This is a genomic window from Ruegeria sp. B1 (genome assembly GCF_056535885.1).
Map to the genome: position 1 here is coordinate 1,340,365 of NZ_JBQFJA010000001.1, position 15,902 is coordinate 1,356,266.

15 protein-coding genes are annotated in these 15,902 nt (G+C 57.1%); 11 read left to right on the top strand and 4 right to left on the bottom strand.

Going from position 1 to position 15,902, the window contains the following annotated elements; genetic code table 11:
- Positions 1-3: 3 nt before the first annotated feature.
- The 3 genes from ACR3ES_RS06480 to ACR3ES_RS06490 are packed head-to-tail and all read right to left on the bottom strand — an operon-like array spanning position 4 to position 3,184.
- The gene (locus tag ACR3ES_RS06480; protein WP_170435915.1) at positions 4-930 is read right to left on the bottom strand and encodes an ABC transporter permease; all 927 of its coding nucleotides are present in this window, start codon (positions 928-930) and stop codon (positions 4-6) included.
- Positions 931-932: 2 nt separating this feature from the next.
- On the bottom strand, positions 933-2,423 hold the full coding sequence (locus ACR3ES_RS06485) for an ABC transporter substrate-binding protein (protein WP_170435917.1): 1,491 nt from the start codon (positions 2,421-2,423) through the stop codon (positions 933-935).
- Positions 2,420-3,184, bottom strand: coding sequence for a GntR family transcriptional regulator (locus tag ACR3ES_RS06490; RefSeq protein ID WP_170435919.1), 765 nt, complete (start codon positions 3,182-3,184; stop codon positions 2,420-2,422). The genes ACR3ES_RS06485 and ACR3ES_RS06490 overlap by 4 nt, the downstream gene beginning before the upstream one ends.
- 201 nt (positions 3,185-3,385) lie before the next feature.
- Between ACR3ES_RS06490 and ACR3ES_RS06495 the strand changes: the two genes are divergently transcribed.
- Both ACR3ES_RS06495 and ACR3ES_RS06500 read left to right on the top strand, forming a co-directional pair.
- Positions 3,386-4,180, top strand: a complete 795-nt coding sequence (locus tag ACR3ES_RS06495) for an Asd/ArgC dimerization domain-containing protein (protein ID WP_480425055.1) — start codon at positions 3,386-3,388, stop codon at positions 4,178-4,180.
- A gap of 104 nt (positions 4,181-4,284) precedes the next feature.
- Positions 4,285-4,452, top strand: a complete 168-nt coding sequence (locus tag ACR3ES_RS06500; RefSeq protein ID WP_480425583.1) for a hypothetical protein — start codon at positions 4,285-4,287, stop codon at positions 4,450-4,452.
- Positions 4,453-4,498: 46 nt separating this feature from the next.
- Here the strand turns inward: ACR3ES_RS06500 and xylB are convergent, their stop codons facing one another.
- A complete protein-coding gene (xylB, locus tag ACR3ES_RS06505; protein ID WP_170435924.1) occupies positions 4,499-5,935 on the bottom strand; it encodes a xylulokinase in 1,437 nt (478 codons plus the stop codon).
- Between the two features lie 119 nt (positions 5,936-6,054).
- Here xylB and ACR3ES_RS06510 point away from each other — a divergent pair, with 119 nt between their 5' ends.
- From ACR3ES_RS06510 to ACR3ES_RS06550, 9 genes are all read left to right on the top strand, one after another.
- Positions 6,055-7,080: a LacI family DNA-binding transcriptional regulator gene (locus tag ACR3ES_RS06510; protein ID WP_170435926.1), complete on the top strand. Its 1,026-nt coding sequence runs from the start codon at positions 6,055-6,057 to the stop codon at positions 7,078-7,080.
- Positions 7,081-7,174: 94 nt separating this feature from the next.
- Positions 7,175-8,479 (top strand): ABC transporter substrate-binding protein, encoded by a 1,305-nt coding sequence (locus ACR3ES_RS06515; protein WP_170435928.1) that lies wholly within the window; start codon positions 7,175-7,177, stop codon positions 8,477-8,479.
- A 107-nt stretch (positions 8,480-8,586) separates the two neighbouring features.
- Positions 8,587-9,453 (top strand): carbohydrate ABC transporter permease, encoded by an 867-nt coding sequence (locus ACR3ES_RS06520; RefSeq protein ID WP_170435930.1) that lies wholly within the window; start codon positions 8,587-8,589, stop codon positions 9,451-9,453.
- A gap of 12 nt (positions 9,454-9,465) precedes the next feature.
- A complete protein-coding gene (locus ACR3ES_RS06525) occupies positions 9,466-10,296 on the top strand; it encodes a carbohydrate ABC transporter permease (RefSeq protein WP_170435932.1) in 831 nt (276 codons plus the stop codon).
- Between the two features lie 12 nt (positions 10,297-10,308).
- On the top strand, positions 10,309-11,313 hold the full coding sequence (locus ACR3ES_RS06530) for an ABC transporter ATP-binding protein (RefSeq protein WP_170435934.1): 1,005 nt from the start codon (positions 10,309-10,311) through the stop codon (positions 11,311-11,313).
- Complete coding sequence (locus ACR3ES_RS06535; protein WP_170435936.1) at positions 11,310-12,083, top strand: L-iditol 2-dehydrogenase; 774 nt, start codon at positions 11,310-11,312, stop codon at positions 12,081-12,083. The genes ACR3ES_RS06530 and ACR3ES_RS06535 overlap by 4 nt, the downstream gene beginning before the upstream one ends.
- Complete coding sequence (locus tag ACR3ES_RS06540) at positions 12,083-13,594, top strand: mannitol dehydrogenase family protein (RefSeq protein WP_170435938.1); 1,512 nt, start codon at positions 12,083-12,085, stop codon at positions 13,592-13,594. Before ACR3ES_RS06535 ends, ACR3ES_RS06540 begins: the two co-directional genes overlap by 1 nt.
- A gap of 225 nt (positions 13,595-13,819) precedes the next feature.
- Complete coding sequence (locus tag ACR3ES_RS06545) at positions 13,820-14,920, top strand: MHYT domain-containing protein (RefSeq protein ID WP_170435940.1); 1,101 nt, start codon at positions 13,820-13,822, stop codon at positions 14,918-14,920.
- A 136-nt stretch (positions 14,921-15,056) separates the two neighbouring features.
- Complete coding sequence (locus ACR3ES_RS06550; protein ID WP_170435941.1) at positions 15,057-15,890, top strand: FAD binding domain-containing protein; 834 nt, start codon at positions 15,057-15,059, stop codon at positions 15,888-15,890.
- The last annotated feature ends 12 nt before the right edge of the window (positions 15,891-15,902 follow it).

A 15,902-nucleotide genomic window follows, 5' to 3' on the forward strand; every position in this document is an offset into this window, starting at 1 on the left:
TGGTCACGACGTACCTGCCAGCCGTACCCGGGGATCAACAACCGAATAGAGGATATCCGCCGCGAGGTTCGCAAAAATGGTTACGAAAGCTCCTAGAAGGACGATGGCCTGCACGACCAGAAAGTCGCGTGCGGCGATGCTTTGTACCGTCAGCAGCCCAAGTCCCGGCCATGCAAAAACGGTTTCGACGACGACAGCGCCCGCAAGCAGTTGCGACAGCTCAAGCGCAGTGATCGAAATAATCGGGATCATGGAATTACGCAGCAGATGCCGTTGCACAAGGCGACCGGTTCGCACGCCACGGGCGCGCGCGGATCGGACATAGTCCTTGCCAAGCTCATCTAGTACTGCGGCGCGGGTGATGCGGGCATAGGTTGCCAAAGACAACAGGCCAAGTGCTATGGACGGCATGATGAGATGAGCAAACGACCCCGTGCCGGAGGATGGCAACCACTTCAGCCAGACACCAAACAACAGGATCATCATGATCCCCGACCAGAAGGTCGGCATGGACTGACAGGCCAGAACAAACCACATGATGGCTTTTGAGGTCCGTTTGCCCTTGGTCAGCGCCATGATCAGGCCCAATGGCAACCCGATGCACAACGCCACGGTGATTGCCCCTGCCGCAAGCTGCAGTGTTTTTGGAATGCGGCTGGACAGGATGTCCCAGACGTCTGCGTTCTGAACAAAACTGCGCCCCAGATCAAACCGTGCCAGATCGCCCAGAAATGACAGGTATTGAACGATCAGGGGGCGGTCGAGGCCAAGCGTGACCCGCATGGCCTCGATATCTGCTTGCGTGGCGGTTTCCGGCAGCAGCAGCGCAGTTGGATCCCCAGACAGACGCTGGATGAAGAACACCAGGGTCACAACTCCGAAAGCTGCAATCAGGGCCTGACCGCCACGGTTTAGCAGAAAGCGTAGCATGTTTACTCGGTGACGCTCATACGGTTGAGGAACATGCTTTCATTGGCCGTAGGGGTGAAGGACAGGTCGGACGATGCGCCATACAGAACCGCAGCCTGATACATCGGCAGCAGGTAGTAGTTGTCGCGCACCATCTGGTGAACCTTGTTATAGGCGTCTTGACGCACCTCGGGATCAAGCGACCCCCGTGCCGTTTCCAGTAGGGCATCCAGTTCCGGCACATTCACACGGGACCAGCTACTGTCGGAATGCAGGGTCGGATAGGCGATACCGTCCGCATCCTGGCATGCACAGGACCAGCGACCAAAGCTGAGCTCGGAATTCTCAGAGGGTTCTGATCGCACGATGTCCAGATAAGTCGGCATATCGGTCATGCTGATCGACACATTGAAACCGGCGTCGTTCAACATCTGCTGCACGGCTTGTACGATACGCTGATCAAAAACCGGAGCGGTTGCAAGCGTTGCGGGCGTTGCCGCAAGATCTGCCTTGGAGGACGTTATCTCCTTGGCCTTCTCCGGATCATATTCGAACAGGGCGAGATCGGGTGAGTAGCCAAAGTGCGCGGGGCTGGACATCTGTGCCATCGGTACTTCACCCGCCTGCAACAAGCCTTCGGTGATACCGAGACGGTCAATCGCCAGGCTGGCCGCTTTGCGCATTTCCAGGTCGTTGAATGGCGGCTTGTCGAGATTCAGACCCATGTACCCGACGCGCTCTGTCGGGGCCGACAGCAGGTCGACATCCGGGTTTGACTCGATCTGAATGCCAGCATCCGCGTCGATGCTGACGACCAGATCAGCCGTGCCGGCCAACAGGTCTGCGACACGTGTCGCGGCATCCGGAACGGCCCTGAAAACCGCGTTGTCAAAAGGTCCTGTGTCCCCCCAGTAGTTTTCGTTTCGGCTGAGCGTTACTGCGACGCCACGGTCCCAAGTGTCGAAAACATAGGGGCCAGAGCCCACCGGAGCTTCGTTGAATGCATCGCGCCCGACCTCTTCGACAATTTTTTGGGGAACAACCGAGAGTTTCACCAATTGCGCCAATAGTGCCGGGTAGGGTTGCGCAGTGGTCAGCACAACTTTGGACCCATCAACAACTTTGGCATCGGTTATCTGGTTGAACTGCCCCAGCTGAGGAGACCCAAACTCAGGATTCGTGATGCGCTTGACCGAGAACACGACATCTTCTGGCGTCAGCGCGGACCCGTCATGAAACGTCACACCTTCGCGGATGGTCAATTCCAGTTCGGTGTCCGACAATTGCTGCCAGTCGGTGGCAATCTGAGGCACAATCTGGCCGTCATTGTCCCGCGTGACAAGGTTGTCGAATATGTTGCGATACACATAGTAGCTGTCGGGGTTCCATTGGACGTGGGGATCCAGCGAAGACGGCTCGCCCGCCAAGTCAATGGTAATGTCCCGCGCGAAAACGGGCGACGCGAGTGCCGTGATGGCGACAGCACCCAGAAGTTGCTTGAGCGAAGGTTTCATAGATCTCTCCTGTTTTGAGCGGTTGGTTTTGTTTTTGGGAATGTGTCGGGGTGCGACAAAGGCGTCTGGTCATTGAGCAACTGGCGCAGGAAATAGGCCTCTTGTGCGGCGATCAGGTTCTCTCTTGCACACTGAATGGCCTGTCCATCCTGAGCGCAAAGTGCCTTGATCAGATCGGACCCGTCCGTGCGCCGAAACGGATGTTTGGGGTGCGCGGCATCGAAAAAATGGGTGATCCGCGCCGTGTGATGCCACAGCTTGCGCAAATGGCGGGCCGTGAAGGGATTACTTCTTTCCAACATCAGACCGTCGACGCGGTTGAAGTAGAAGTTCATCGTACTCACCACACCCGGCTCGGTTCGGTTTTCCATTGCCGACAACATATCTGCGATCTGCTCAAGTTCTGTGCAGGCCGCCCGATCCAGTTTGATGTCAGCCAAGGACGGTTCAACGATGCGGCGCGCCTCGGTGATCTGACCGATCAAAGCACCACTGATCGGAAGCACTTGCCAACCGGTCCGGGGTTGTGGCGAGGCCCAGCCGTCATACCCCAGCCGCGCCAACCCAGCTCGGGCGGCCGCCTTGGTCAGGCCGAACTTCTTCATGACATCCGCTTCGGTCACCGTTTCGCTGGGCAACAATTCGCACCAGATGACCGCATCCAGCAACCGGTCTTCAGCGAAACGCACCTTTCCGTCCGGGTTTGGAGTGCCGTCTTCGGAAACGACTGGGCGCAACAGGGGAGAGGTCGGATCGTACATGAAATCTCAAATATCCTTTTTTGACATGTCAATTTTGACTATATGACATTTTTAATCAATCAGTTTTTTCAAACAGGGCTCGATGACATGAAAACACAACGTATATCCATCGCAGGTATCAGCACTCTTCTGGGGCAAAAATTTCTAGAGAGATCACTGCAAAGCACTGAAATAATTGTGCAAAGTCTGCATGATCCAAAAGTGCAGAATAACACAGACACCCTTGCGACAATCTGTGATTGGTCCGGCTCAAATGAGACCTTTCAGGCAGCAGCCAGTCTGCCGCTGCTGCCGTCTGATGCAACTTCTGCAGCGCAGACATTGGTTTCTTTTCTGCCAGATCCGGTTGGGGAAGATATCGAATCGCTGCATCTGGCCAAAGGGACACGGGTGGTAACGCATTGCGAATATGCCCGACTGACCGCCCCTATGGTCATGCCTGGCGTGACACAGGTGGTTGGTGATCCCCCTCTGTCGGCAACGCCGAATTGCACCACGGCAATCTGCGCGTCGTCGCTGGCTCAGCTACACCAATCCTTCGGTGTAAGCCGCGTGACGATTACGACGATGCAAGCGATCAGCGGAACAGATCTACCGGGCATACCCGCCTTTGCTATTCATGATCAGGTGATTGGGCATCTGGGTGGAGAGGCAGAGGCGCTATCGCAGGAGCTGTCAATCCTGTTCGATGCCAATTTCCCGGTCGATACTTTTGCAACACGGGTGCCGGTCTGGCGCGGACACACGATCACCCTGGCCGTTGACTTGAAAGTGCGTCCTGACCTACCGGCAGTCCAAGCCGCATTGTCAGGTTCATCAGCGATTTCCTTTCAGGACACCGAGAAGGCCCGTAGACGGTTTCCAGCCGATGCACCGCTGACAACGATCGTGAACCTGCGCCTTACGGACAGGGGCGTTCTACTTGTTATTGAAGGCGACAATCTAGAAGCGGCAACCGTTGGTGTAATGTTTGATACATTGCGCCAACTTTTCTGATTTGGTTGCCATTTTGGGTTGTATCGCAAACTTCTGACCGAGGTTGACGAAATCCCAGGCCTTGGTGCTTGTTGGCTTCAAATCAATCGCGAGAAAGTTTCAGAATGGATTCTTTGAAAGGCTGCCACGTCCCCAAGGATGCGGTTTTGTACGCTGTGTTTTTCTATCTGCGCTACACTGTTTCCTATCACTACCTTGAGGAAATCATGACTGAACGCGGCGTTGCCGGGCAAACTTATCCTGCGATCTCGACAGACACCCGATACTACTGATGGACGCAAAGGTTGGCGGCAGGGCGCAGTAGACGCTCGGGGGCGATCAGTAGACAGCGCTCACTGCGTGATAAAGCCTTCGAAATCGCTCCAATCGTTCGGACAATCCAGGCAAGTCAAAGGGCTCAAACCTGTCCGTTGTTGGAGGCTGATCCGCAAGATCGGCAATGGTCAACGCACCGTCGCCACAGGCTGCCAGACGGGCCGCGCCAAGGGCCGGGCCGGAATCTGCCCCATCAGAGCGCACGATGGGTTTCTCGGTTACTGTTGCGATAAGACCCAATAACAGATCAGATCGGCTGCCACCTCCGATTGCAGCCAGTTCCGGCAAATTGCCTATCGTTTCGCCGAAACTCTGCGCGGCGTCAGCAAAGCAAAAGGCAATTGCCTCGATCACGGAACGGCAGAGATCTGCGCGTGTTGTCGAATCCTCAAGACCAAAGTAGCAGGCCCGGATGTGCGGATCGCCCAAGGGGCTGCGTTCGCCGGTCAGATACGGCAAAAAAATCGGTACGCGATCACCGTTGACCGTTTCGGCAAGGGCGACAACTTCGGCAGCGGACAGCCCCAGTTGACCGCCGATCCATGATATCGGCCTTGCACCGTTCAACATCGCGGCCATTTGATACCATCGGTCGGGCAACGTATGCGCGAACGCGTGCACGTAACGGTCCGGGTTAGGCTTATACGTGCGATCTGCCACGAACAATTGACCAGACGTGCCCAGCGAGATGAACCCGCGCCCCGGTTCAGTCGCGCCCAAAGATACTGCCCCGGTTGCCGCATCCCCGCCTCCGGCGACGACAGGAACGCCGGGCTTCAATCCGGTCTCAACCGCTGCTTGCGGCGTCACGACTCCGACGACAGTTTGTCCATCGAAAATCGGCGGGAGCCAGTCGGGCGAGACATCAGTAGCTTCGGCAATTCCGGCATGCCAATCGCGTGAAGCCTGATCGAGCCACAGTGTCCCGGCGGCATCGGACGTATCGGTTCCCAATTCGCCATGCAGACGTAAGCCGATATAGTCCTTGGGCAGCAGGATATGGGCAAGTTGGGCATAATGTCCCGGTTCATGCTGTTTGAGCCATGCAATCTTGGGTGCCGTAAAGCCGGGCAGGGGAAGGACGCCTGCAATATCACCAATCCGCGGTATGGCCGTGCGCAATTGATCGCACTCACGAGTCGCCCTGCTGTCATTCCACAGGATTGCCGGGCGGATCGGGCGCAGATTGCGGTTCAGCAATACGGCCCCATGCATCTGGCCCGACAACCCGATGGCCTTCACCTCTGACAGTGTGATTTGCCCCGCAAGCTGGCCCAATGCGTCCAGTGTCGCCTGCCACCAAAGATCCGGGTGCTGCTCTGACCAGCCGGGCTGCGGCGAGGACGTTTCGATCTCCATTGAAGACGTCGCAAGAACTCGATCGGTATCGGCACAGACAAGTTTGACCGCTGATGTTCCGATGTCGATCCCGAGATACATTCAAACCCCTTGCCTGCACAAAAGCCCGGAACATGTCTGGCTATTGATTTTTGTCGCGCGCAAAGAATATGTAAAAATATGATAAGATCAAGGCGGCTGAGATCCGCAGGCAGACTGACATGACTAAAATCAAGAACATGGAAGAGTTCGCAGCCCTCAGCGGTATCTCGCGGCCCACAGTGTCCAAATACTTTCACGATCCGGACAGCGTTCGCCCAACGACAAGGGCGCGCATTGAAGAGGCGCTGGAGCGGTTTGACTATCGCCCGAATATCTATGCTGTGAACCAGAACCGAAAACTGACCAAGAATATCGGTATCGTTGTGCCTTATTTGTCCGATCCGTTTTTTGCCGAAATCGCACGGTATCTGGAGGAAAGCTGTATCGCGGCAGGCTATCGCCCGTCCTTGTTTAGCGCACATGGCGAACAAAAGCTGGAAAACGAAATTCTGGACAGTTTGCAGTCCATGAAACCTGCCGGGGTTTTGTTGGCGCCATTGGGACGGATTTCAGACCGATCAGCGATCGAGAAGTTTTGTTCCAGTGTGCCGACGGTCCTGTTTGACAGTAACCTTGAAGGCTTGGGGGCCGCGTTTGTGGGATCGGACAACTTCAGCTTTGTGTCGCAGACAGTGGAATACATGACCCGGACGGGAGAGCCCCCATCTTTCTTTGAAATGCGCACGCCTGCGAACCCGAACGCCAACAAACGAAGGAAGGCCTATGTTGAGGTAATGGAACGCCTCGGTTTCGAGCCGCATATCATCAAAATCGATGGTAAAGGATGGGCCTTTGAAGAAATCGGGCACAGGGGCGCGCTGAAGGTTCTGGATGAACGCGGCTTGAAGACGGACTCGGTTTTGTGCAGCAATGACCGGCTTGCCATCGGATTTCTTGCAGCCTGTTTTGAACAGGGGATTCGGGTCGGCCGGAAAGAAGACTGTGCGCTGCGCGTCGCCTCAAATGACGATCATCCGTTCGCAAAGTTCACATGCCCATCTCTGACAACCGCCGCCCATGACTATGACAACGTGGCCGGGCGGAGCGTCGAGACTCTGTTTGAACTTATTGAAAACGGTGGAGAATTTAAATCGCGAACTGAGACGCTCTTCCCCGCGCGACTTGTCTTGCGGGATTCGGCCTGACACAGTTATTTAACGCGCGTAAAGTTTTTATTGACGGCGCGACAACTTACGCTCTACGCTTCCTGCACGACATCCAAGCTCAGGGAGGACAGGGATGTATCTGAAGAACGCACTTCGTGCGGCGACTGCACTGACATTCGTCGCTACGGCAGCGGCCCATGCACAAACCATAACGATCGCCACCGTCAACAACGGCGACATGATCCGTATGCAGGGCTATACCGACAATTTCACCGAAGCGACCGGCATTGATGTGGAATGGGTGACGCTGGAAGAAAACGTGCTGCGTCAGCGCGTGACCACTGACATCACCACCAAGGGCGGTCAGTTCGACATCATGACCATCGGCATGTACGAAACTCCGATCTGGGGTGCCAATGGTTGGTTGGTGCCGCTGGACGGAATGTCCGCTGACTATGATGTTGGGGACCTGCTTCCCGCGATGGCCGGTGGCCTGAGCAATGACGGCACGCTCTATGCGGCGCCGTTTTACGGCGAAAGCTCGATGATCATGTACCGCACCGACCTGATGGAAAAGGCCGGATTGGAAATGCCCGAGGGGCCCACATGGCAGTTCATCCGCGAAGCGGCGGCGGCCATGACGGATCGTGAAAACGACATCAACGGCATCTGCCTGCGCGGCAAGGCCGGTTGGGGTGAAGGCGGCGCTTTCATCACCGTGACCGCAAACTCGTTCGGCGCACGCTGGTTCGATGAGGACTGGAAACCCCAGTTCGATCAGCCTGAATGGAAAGAGGCGCTGACTTTCTTTGTCGATATGATGAATGAATCGGGCCCGGCGGGTTATGCGACCAACGGGTTCAACGAAAACCTGTCGCTGTTCCAGCAAGGCAAGTGCGGCATGTGGATCGACGCGACAGTTGCAGCGTCATTTGTGACCAACCCCAACGATTCAACTGTGGCGGATAAGGTCGGCTTTGCACTGGCACCAAATGCGGAAGGCGTGGACAAGCGCGCCAACTGGCTCTGGGCCTGGGCGCTGGCCATCCCTGCCGGTACGCAGCAAGAGGATGCGGCAAAGCAGTTCATCGAATGGGCGACCTCGAAGGACTACATTGAGCTGGTGGCCGAGAACGAAGGCTGGGCCAATGTGCCTCCGGGTGCGCGGACCTCGCTTTATGAAAACGACAACTACAAGGACATCCCTTTCGCGCAGATGACGCTGAAGTCGATCCTTGCCGCTGATCCGCAGAACTGCTGTGCCCAGCCGACGCCCTATACCGGCATCCAGTTTGTCGCCATTCCTGAGTTTGCGGGCATCGCCACGCAAGTCAGCCAGGAATTCTCGGCGGTATATGCCGGACAACAATCGGTGGACGAGGCGCTTGCCAAGGCGCAGGCCTTCACAGCCGAAGAAATGGAAGCCGCAGGTTACTAAGGCTTCCCTCCCGTGGGGGACAGGCGATCTGTCCCCCGCTCCCCTCTTTCTCAACTTGTGTTTTTCTCGCAGGCTAGCAAAGTGCCTGAACAGAGAGGTCTTGCATCATGGCGACCCAACATTCCCGATCCGTTGCCCGGCTGATGATGGCACCCGCAGTGGTCCTGCTGCTTGGCTGGATGCTCGTGCCCCTGACGATGACCCTGTATTTTTCCTTCAAGAAATACCTGCCCCTGCGCGGTGGTGATCTGGGCTGGGTCGGCTTCGACAACTACGTTCGGTTCGTATCATCCAGCTCCTTCTGGCCCGCGGTTCAGGCAACGCTGATGATCGTCGGAGGGGTTCTCGTCATCACCGTTGTCCTAGGCATCCTTCTGGCGATGCTTCTGGACCAACCGATGTGGGGCCAAGGAGTTGTCCGCATCCTCGTGATCGCGCCCTTCTTCGTCATGCCCACAGTGTCTGCGCTGGTCTGGAAGAACATGTTCATGGATCCGGTCAACGGCCTTCTGGCGCATCTGTGGCGCTTTTTCGGGGCTGAACCGATCTCTTGGCTGTCTGAGGCGTCGATGACCTCGATCATCATGATCGTATCTTGGCAGTGGCTGCCCTTTGCGACGCTGATCCTGCTTACCGCAATCCAGTCGCTAGATAGTGAGCAGTTGGAAGCGGCTGAGATGGATGGCGCGCCAGTGCTGAAACGGTTCTATCACATCGTCCTGCCGCATCTGAGCCGCGCGATTACGATCGTGATCCTGATCCAGACGATCTTCCTTTTGTCGATCTTCGCCGAGATCTTCGTGACCACCGGCGGCGCATTCGGCACCCGTACACTCACCTACCTGATCTTCCAGCGCGTGCTGGAAAGCCAGAATGTTGGCCTGGGATCAGCCGGAGGTGTCTACGCAATCATCTTAGCCAACATCGTTGCCATCTTCCTGATGCGCATCGTCGGCAAGAACCTGGACGCGTGAGGAGGTAAGATCATGGCCCGCGCCGTCACAACCCGCCGTAAATCAATGAACACCGCCCTCGCCTGGGCCGTTGGTTTGCTGATCTTTTTCCCGATCCTCTGGACCATCCTGACCAGCTTCAAGACCGAGGCGCAGGCGATCGCCAGCCCGCCGCTGTTCCTGAATTTCAACTGGACCTTGGAAAACTACGCCGTCGTACAAGAACGTTCGGACTATATGCGGTTCCTTTGGAATTCGGTCATCATCGCCGGTGGCTCGACCATTCTGGGTGTGATCATCGCGGTGCCTGCGGCTTGGGCGATGGCATTCGTTCCGTCCAAGCGCACCAAGGACATTCTGCTTTGGATGCTGTCGACCAAGATGCTACCTGCGGTCGGCGTTCTCTACCCGATCTACCTGCTGTTCATTCGACTGGGTCTGCTGGATACACGCGGAGGGCTGGTCGTTGTCCTGATGCTGATCAACCTGCCGATCATCGTCTGGATGCTCTACACTTATTTCCGCGAAATTCCCGGTGAGATCCTAGAAGCCGCGCGGATGGACGGGGCGACGTTGAAAGAGGAAATCCTCTATGTCCTCACCCCCATGGCCATCCCCGGCATCGCCTCGACCGTGCTGCTGAACTTCATTTTGGCATGGAACGAGGCGTTCTGGACCCTCAACCTGACCGCTGTCGATGCCGCGCCGCTAACGGCCTTCATCGCCAGCTATTCCAGCCCCGAAGGTCTGTTCTTTGCCAAGCTCAGCGCGGCCTCGACCATGGCAATTGCACCAATCCTGATCCTCGGCTGGTTCAGCCAGAAACAACTTGTCCGCGGCCTTACCTTCGGCGCTGTGAAATAAGGAGCATTCCTCATGGGACGCATACAACTCAAGTCCGTGACCAAAAGCTTCGGCGACGTTCAGGTCATCCCCCCTCTGGATCTGACCATCGAAGATGGCGAGTTCACTGTCTTCGTCGGCCCCTCGGGCTGTGGTAAATCAACGCTCCTGCGACTGATCGCCGGGCTGGAAGACATTACCTCGGGCCATATCGAGATTGATGGAACCGATGCGACTGATGTGCCCCCGGCCAAGCGTGGCCTCGCGATGGTGTTCCAGTCCTATGCGCTCTACCCGCATATGACAGTGCGCAAGAACATTGCTTTTCCCCTGCGCATGGCAAAGCTGGATCAGGCTGAAATCGACCAACGCGTCGAAGGCGCTGCCAGCGTCCTGAACTTGAGCGACTATCTGGACCGCCGTCCGGGCCAATTGTCTGGCGGCCAGCGCCAGCGGGTCGCCATCGGTCGCGCGATTGTGCGCGAACCAGCTGCTTTCCTTTTTGACGAACCTCTGTCAAATCTCGACGCGGCGCTGCGTGTTGGCATGCGGCTGGAAATCAGTGAACTGCACGAGCGTCTGGCCACTACGATGATCTACGTGACTCATGATCAGGTCGAGGCGATGACCATGGCCGACAAGATCGTCGTCCTTCAGGCTGGTGTGATCGAACAGGTCGGCAGCCCGTTGGACCTGTACCGGACCCCGCGCAACCTGTTTGTCGCGGGCTTCATCGGGTCCCCCAAGATGAACTTCATCGAAGGGGAAGAGGCAGCAAAACATGATGCTCAGACCATCGGAATTCGCCCAGAACACATAGCTGTTTCGGAAACCGAAGGCGACTGGTCCGGGGTCGTCAGTGTCTCGGAACATCTGGGGTCGGACACGTTCTTCCACGTCCACGACACCGGGTTGGCTGAGACGATCACCGTCCGTGCCGATGGCGAAGTCGGGTTCCGCCACGGGGATCGTATTCACCTGACACCACGTGCAGATGTCATTCACCGGTTTGACTCCAAAGGGTTGCGGATCGCATGAAGCGTTTGGCGGGCAAAACGGCGCTGATCACCGGCGCGGCGCGCGGGATTGGATTGGCTTTTGCCAAAGCCTATGTCTCCGAAGGCGCGCGCGTGGCACTGGCTGATATCGACATCGCCCGCGCGCAAGAGGCCGCACAGGAGAGCGGTGAGGCCGCGATTGCGGTTGAGATGGATGTCACCTGCCAAAACAGCATTGATAGGGCCATCGCGCAGACGGCGGAGTGCTATGGTCAGATTGACATCCTGATTAACAACGCCGCCATCTTCACCGCCGCTCCGATCGCTGAGATCAAGCGTGCCGACTATCAGCGCGTGTTCGATATCAATGTTGCTGGCACGTTGTTCACCCTTCAGGCCGTCGCGCGACACATGATCGAACACAGAATCAAGGGCCGGATCATCAATATGGCGTCACAGGCCGGGCGGCGCGGGGAACCTTTGGTCGCCGTCTACTGCGCCAGCAAGGCCGCTGTCATATCATTGACGCAGTCGGCAGGGCTGAATCTGATCCAACACGGCATCAACGTGAACGCCATCGCGCCGGGCGTTGTGGATGGTGAACACTGGGACGGGGTCGACGCGTTTTTTGCAAAACACGAGGGCAAGGCTCCGGGCCAGAAAAAACGCGAGGTTGCGGCGGCGGTTCCCCATGGCCGCATGGGGCGTGCCGAGGATCTGACCGGAATGGCGGTGTTCCTGGCTTCGGATGAGGCGGACTACATCGTCGCGCAGACCTACAACGTTGACGGCGGAAACTGGATGAGCTGATGGAAACTGTCGCGAACGCACACCCTCCTGTACGGCTGCGACGAGATAGCCTTTCAGACCTGCCGGCGACAATCACAACCCCGGCGTATGAGCGTTCGGATCTGACGCCTGGCATTGTTCACATTGGGCTTGGCAATTTCCACCGTGCGCATCAGGCTTGGTACATTCACCGGTTGATGCAGCAGGGGCAGGCCTATGACTGGGCGATTATCGGGGCTGGTGTGCGACACTACGATGCCGAGATGCGGTGGAAACTGCTTGCGCAGGATTGCCTCACAACGCTGATCGAACTGGATCCCAAAGCGATATCCGCCGAGGTGATTGGTCCGATGATCGACTACTTGCCGATAGAGGAGGGGAACGCGGCCCTTATCCTCAAGATGGCTGACCCCGCCATCCGTATCGTCTCGCTTACCGTTACCGAAGGCGGGTACTATCTGGATACCAACACGGGTGCCTTCAACACCGATCACGAACACATTCGCCACGATGCGGACAACCCCGAACAGCCTCGGACGGTTTTCGGCGCTATTGTTTCGGCGCTTAGGCAACGTCGGGTGAATGGGGTGACCCCGTTCACTGCGCTGAGCTGTGATAACCTTCAGGGCAACGGGGCGATCCTGCGGAACTGCGTTGTTGGTCTGGCCCGCATGTCTGACCCTGATCTGGCGAACTGGATTGATCAGAACGGCGCATTCCCCAATTCGATGGTAGATTGCATTGTGCCCGCGACGACGGACCAAGTGGTGTCGCAATGCCACGCGCTTGGCGTCGATGACCGTGCGCCGGTCTCTCACGAGAATTTTCGCCAATGGGTTATTGAGGATGACTTTTGCGCCGGCCGACCGCCCGTTGAAGAGGTTGGGGTAACCCTGACCCACGATGTCCACAGCTATGAGACCATGAAGCTGCGCATTTTGAACGGAGGTCACCAACTGCTCGCAAATGTCGGGGAAATTTTGAATGCCCCGACGATCGCAGCCTGCATGCAGGACCCGGACATCATGGCGTTTTTTAAAAAAGTTCAGGTTGAAGAAATTCTGCCTTATGTCGAAGCCGTCCCTGGAACAACGGCGACAGAGTACCTAGGGTCGGTTAAGAGCCGATTTGCGAACACTGCAATTCACGATACGACGCGCCGGGTCGCGTTTGACGGATCGGCACGACATCCAGGTTTCCTGCTGCCGTCGTTGCGCGATGCACTTGCGTCCGGCTCTTCCGCAAACGGGCTCGCGTTGGCCGAAGCATTCTGGTGCCGGATGTGTGCGGGAATTCGTGAAGATGGCTCCGAAATCAGCCCCAATGACCCCCAGTGGGAGAGCCTACGCAAAACTGCGTTGGCGGCCAAAGCCGATCCAGAACTCTGGCTCGAACAGGGTCTGTATTGTGGTGACTTTGGCCGCGGCGCGCACTTTTCCGAAGCTTTTGCCTTCTGGCTGAACTTAATCTGGCAGAGCGGCAGTCGGGCCGCTATAGCTGAATATGTCGCCCTGGATTCAAAGTCACACTAATCTCCGGCCACAAAGCACAATCCATCTCAGGCAAATATTTTTGCAGGCAAAAAAACCTATCGGTCGATGAAATGACACCGTGATTCCCGCCTGCTCGCTGGCCAAGGCCCAGCGTGTCTGACAGGGCAAACGGGGTCTCGAGAGAACATCTGCTACACTGCGTTTGTATCGTGAATTTCAGTTTGCTAACGTCGTCCACGCGCTGGGGAGGGCGTGAACAGCTTCATGTTGGACTATTCGCACAACGCGTGGCTCGTGGCGGCATCTTTGGCTGTGGCGCTTATGGCCGGGTTCACAGGTCTCTACCTGACCCATGGCGCATCCAAACTGGACAACCAAAAGCGTAAATTCATTGTTGCACTGGCGGCCATCATCTTGGGCGGTGGCATCTGGTCCATGCATTTCGTCGCAATGCTGGGTCTGCAACTTCCAATCCTGTTCTACTACGACGCTTTGATCACCCTGATTTCGGCGTTGGTGGCCATTCTGATGGTGGGTTTGGCGCTCCTTCTGCTGCATTTTCGGCCCAGAACTCTGCCAACCATCGTTGGTGCCGGTGTGATCGTGGGGCTTGGCATCGTCGCAATGCACTATATCGGGATGGCAGGGATGGAGCTTTGCCGACCGGTCTACAATGCGCTGGACGTCGTAATCGCAACGCTGGCATCTGTCGTGTTGTCGGTGCTGGCCATCTGGGTGGCCTATGACAATCGAACACAGCGCAACATTCTGCTTGGAACGGTCTGTTTCGGAATGGCGGTGTTTACCATGCACTTTGTGGCAACGGGCCTGACCGACTTTGTCGCCAGCGACAACACTGGTGGAGCCGGGCCAGCACTGAACAACCAGGTGCTGGCCATGGGTGTCACGGTGTCGGTTTTCCTGATCTGCGCTGCCTTCCTGTTGACAGGGGTGACGTTTTTTGGCGTTGAGACCGAGGACGAGGCAACATCCGAAACGTCGGAACCCGAACAGGCGGCACCGGCTCAGCTGCGGGCGGGTATACCGTTCGAGCGTGAGGGTCAGACATTTTTTAGCCCGGCAGGTGACATCGCAGCCGTTCGGGCCGAAGGGCACTATACTGTCCTCTACATGGGGGCCGAGAAGTTATTTTGCCCGTGGTCGATCACCGAAGCCGAAACACGGCTGAAACCCGATGGTTTTCTACGCGCGCATCGCAGTTACCTTGTGAACCCAAAACACGTTTCCAGTTTCGAGCGGCACAAGGACAACGGCACATGCTATTTTGACGGCGTAGATGCTTTAACTAAAGTTCCCGTCAGCCGATCCCGCCTCAATGACATCCGTGAGGCTTTGGGTCTCTGATCGCAACTCGTGCAGCTTATTCGCATTTCGTGAAACAAGCTGCGCGCCCTGTTTCCCTTAGCTGGAACTGCAGGCACGCCCACCCTTTCCTGAGGTCAGGTCCCCCAGGCATATTGTCGGACCCAGGGAGGAAAAAATGATACCAGCCGGTTTTGAGTATCACCGGCCGGGCGATATTGCCTCGGCCATTGGCATTTTGCAGGAGCACGGAGACGAAGCGCGCGTGATCGCGGGCGGGCACAGCCTGATCCCAATGATGAAGCTGCGCATGGCAGAGATGGGCCATCTGATCGATCTTCAGGCGATTGATGAGCTGAAGGGCATCGAGGTCGGCTCTGAGACCGTCACGCTTGGTGCGATGGTCACGCAGCACGAGCTGATCACTCACGAAGCATTGGCCTCTGCCATTCCGCTGATCCGCGAGGCGGCGTTGCAAATTGCCGACCCTCAAGTACGCTACATGGGCACGGTCGGCGGCAACGTCGCCAATGGCGACCCGGGCAATGACATGCCGGGTTTGATGCAGTGCCTGAATGCGACGTTTGAATTGTCTGGTCCCGATGGAAACCGAAGCGTTGCTGCGCGTGAATTCTATGAGGCGGCGTATTTCACAGCGCGCGAAGACGAAGAAATCCTGACCCGCATTTCGATACCGGTTCCGGGACAGGGCGTGGGTCAAGCCTATGAAAAGCAAAAGCGCAAGATCGGCGACTATGCCACCGCCGCGGCCGCCGTGATGGTGGGCAATGGTACAGCCTCGGTCGCGATGACCAACCTGGCCGATACACCGGTCTGGTCAGAAGAGGCCAGCGTATGGTTGGCCAGCGGAAAAATCGACGGCTGCGTCGCCGCCATGCTGGATGCCATCGACCCGGTTGCAGACAACCGCGGACCTGTCGAGTTCAAGAAACACGTGGCCGCCGTCATGCTGCGCCGCGCCATCGAACGTGCGCTAAGCCGCGCGGGGTGAGGGGAGGATAAA

Coding starts and splice junctions, on each gene's coding strand:
- ACR3ES_RS06480 (WP_170435915.1), bottom strand. CDS start 930: ATGCTACGCTTTCTGCTAAACCGTGGCGGTCAGGCCCTGATTGCAGCT.
- ACR3ES_RS06520 (WP_170435930.1), top strand. CDS start 8,587: ATGGCGACCCAACATTCCCGATCCGTTGCCCGGCTGATGATGGCACCC.
- xylB (WP_170435924.1), bottom strand. CDS start 5,935: ATGTATCTCGGGATCGACATCGGAACATCAGCGGTCAAACTTGTCTGT.
- ACR3ES_RS06500 (WP_480425583.1), top strand. CDS start 4,285: ATGGATTCTTTGAAAGGCTGCCACGTCCCCAAGGATGCGGTTTTGTAC.
- ACR3ES_RS06515 (WP_170435928.1), top strand. CDS start 7,175: ATGTATCTGAAGAACGCACTTCGTGCGGCGACTGCACTGACATTCGTC.
- ACR3ES_RS06510 (WP_170435926.1), top strand. CDS start 6,055: ATGACTAAAATCAAGAACATGGAAGAGTTCGCAGCCCTCAGCGGTATC.
- ACR3ES_RS06550 (WP_170435941.1), top strand. CDS start 15,057: ATGATACCAGCCGGTTTTGAGTATCACCGGCCGGGCGATATTGCCTCG.
- ACR3ES_RS06490 (WP_170435919.1), bottom strand. CDS start 3,184: ATGTACGATCCGACCTCTCCCCTGTTGCGCCCAGTCGTTTCCGAAGAC.
- ACR3ES_RS06485 (WP_170435917.1), bottom strand. CDS start 2,423: ATGAAACCTTCGCTCAAGCAACTTCTGGGTGCTGTCGCCATCACGGCA.
- ACR3ES_RS06545 (WP_170435940.1), top strand. CDS start 13,820: ATGTTGGACTATTCGCACAACGCGTGGCTCGTGGCGGCATCTTTGGCT.
- ACR3ES_RS06535 (WP_170435936.1), top strand. CDS start 11,310: ATGAAGCGTTTGGCGGGCAAAACGGCGCTGATCACCGGCGCGGCGCGC.
- ACR3ES_RS06540 (WP_170435938.1), top strand. CDS start 12,083: ATGGAAACTGTCGCGAACGCACACCCTCCTGTACGGCTGCGACGAGAT.
- ACR3ES_RS06530 (WP_170435934.1), top strand. CDS start 10,309: ATGGGACGCATACAACTCAAGTCCGTGACCAAAAGCTTCGGCGACGTT.
- ACR3ES_RS06525 (WP_170435932.1), top strand. CDS start 9,466: ATGGCCCGCGCCGTCACAACCCGCCGTAAATCAATGAACACCGCCCTC.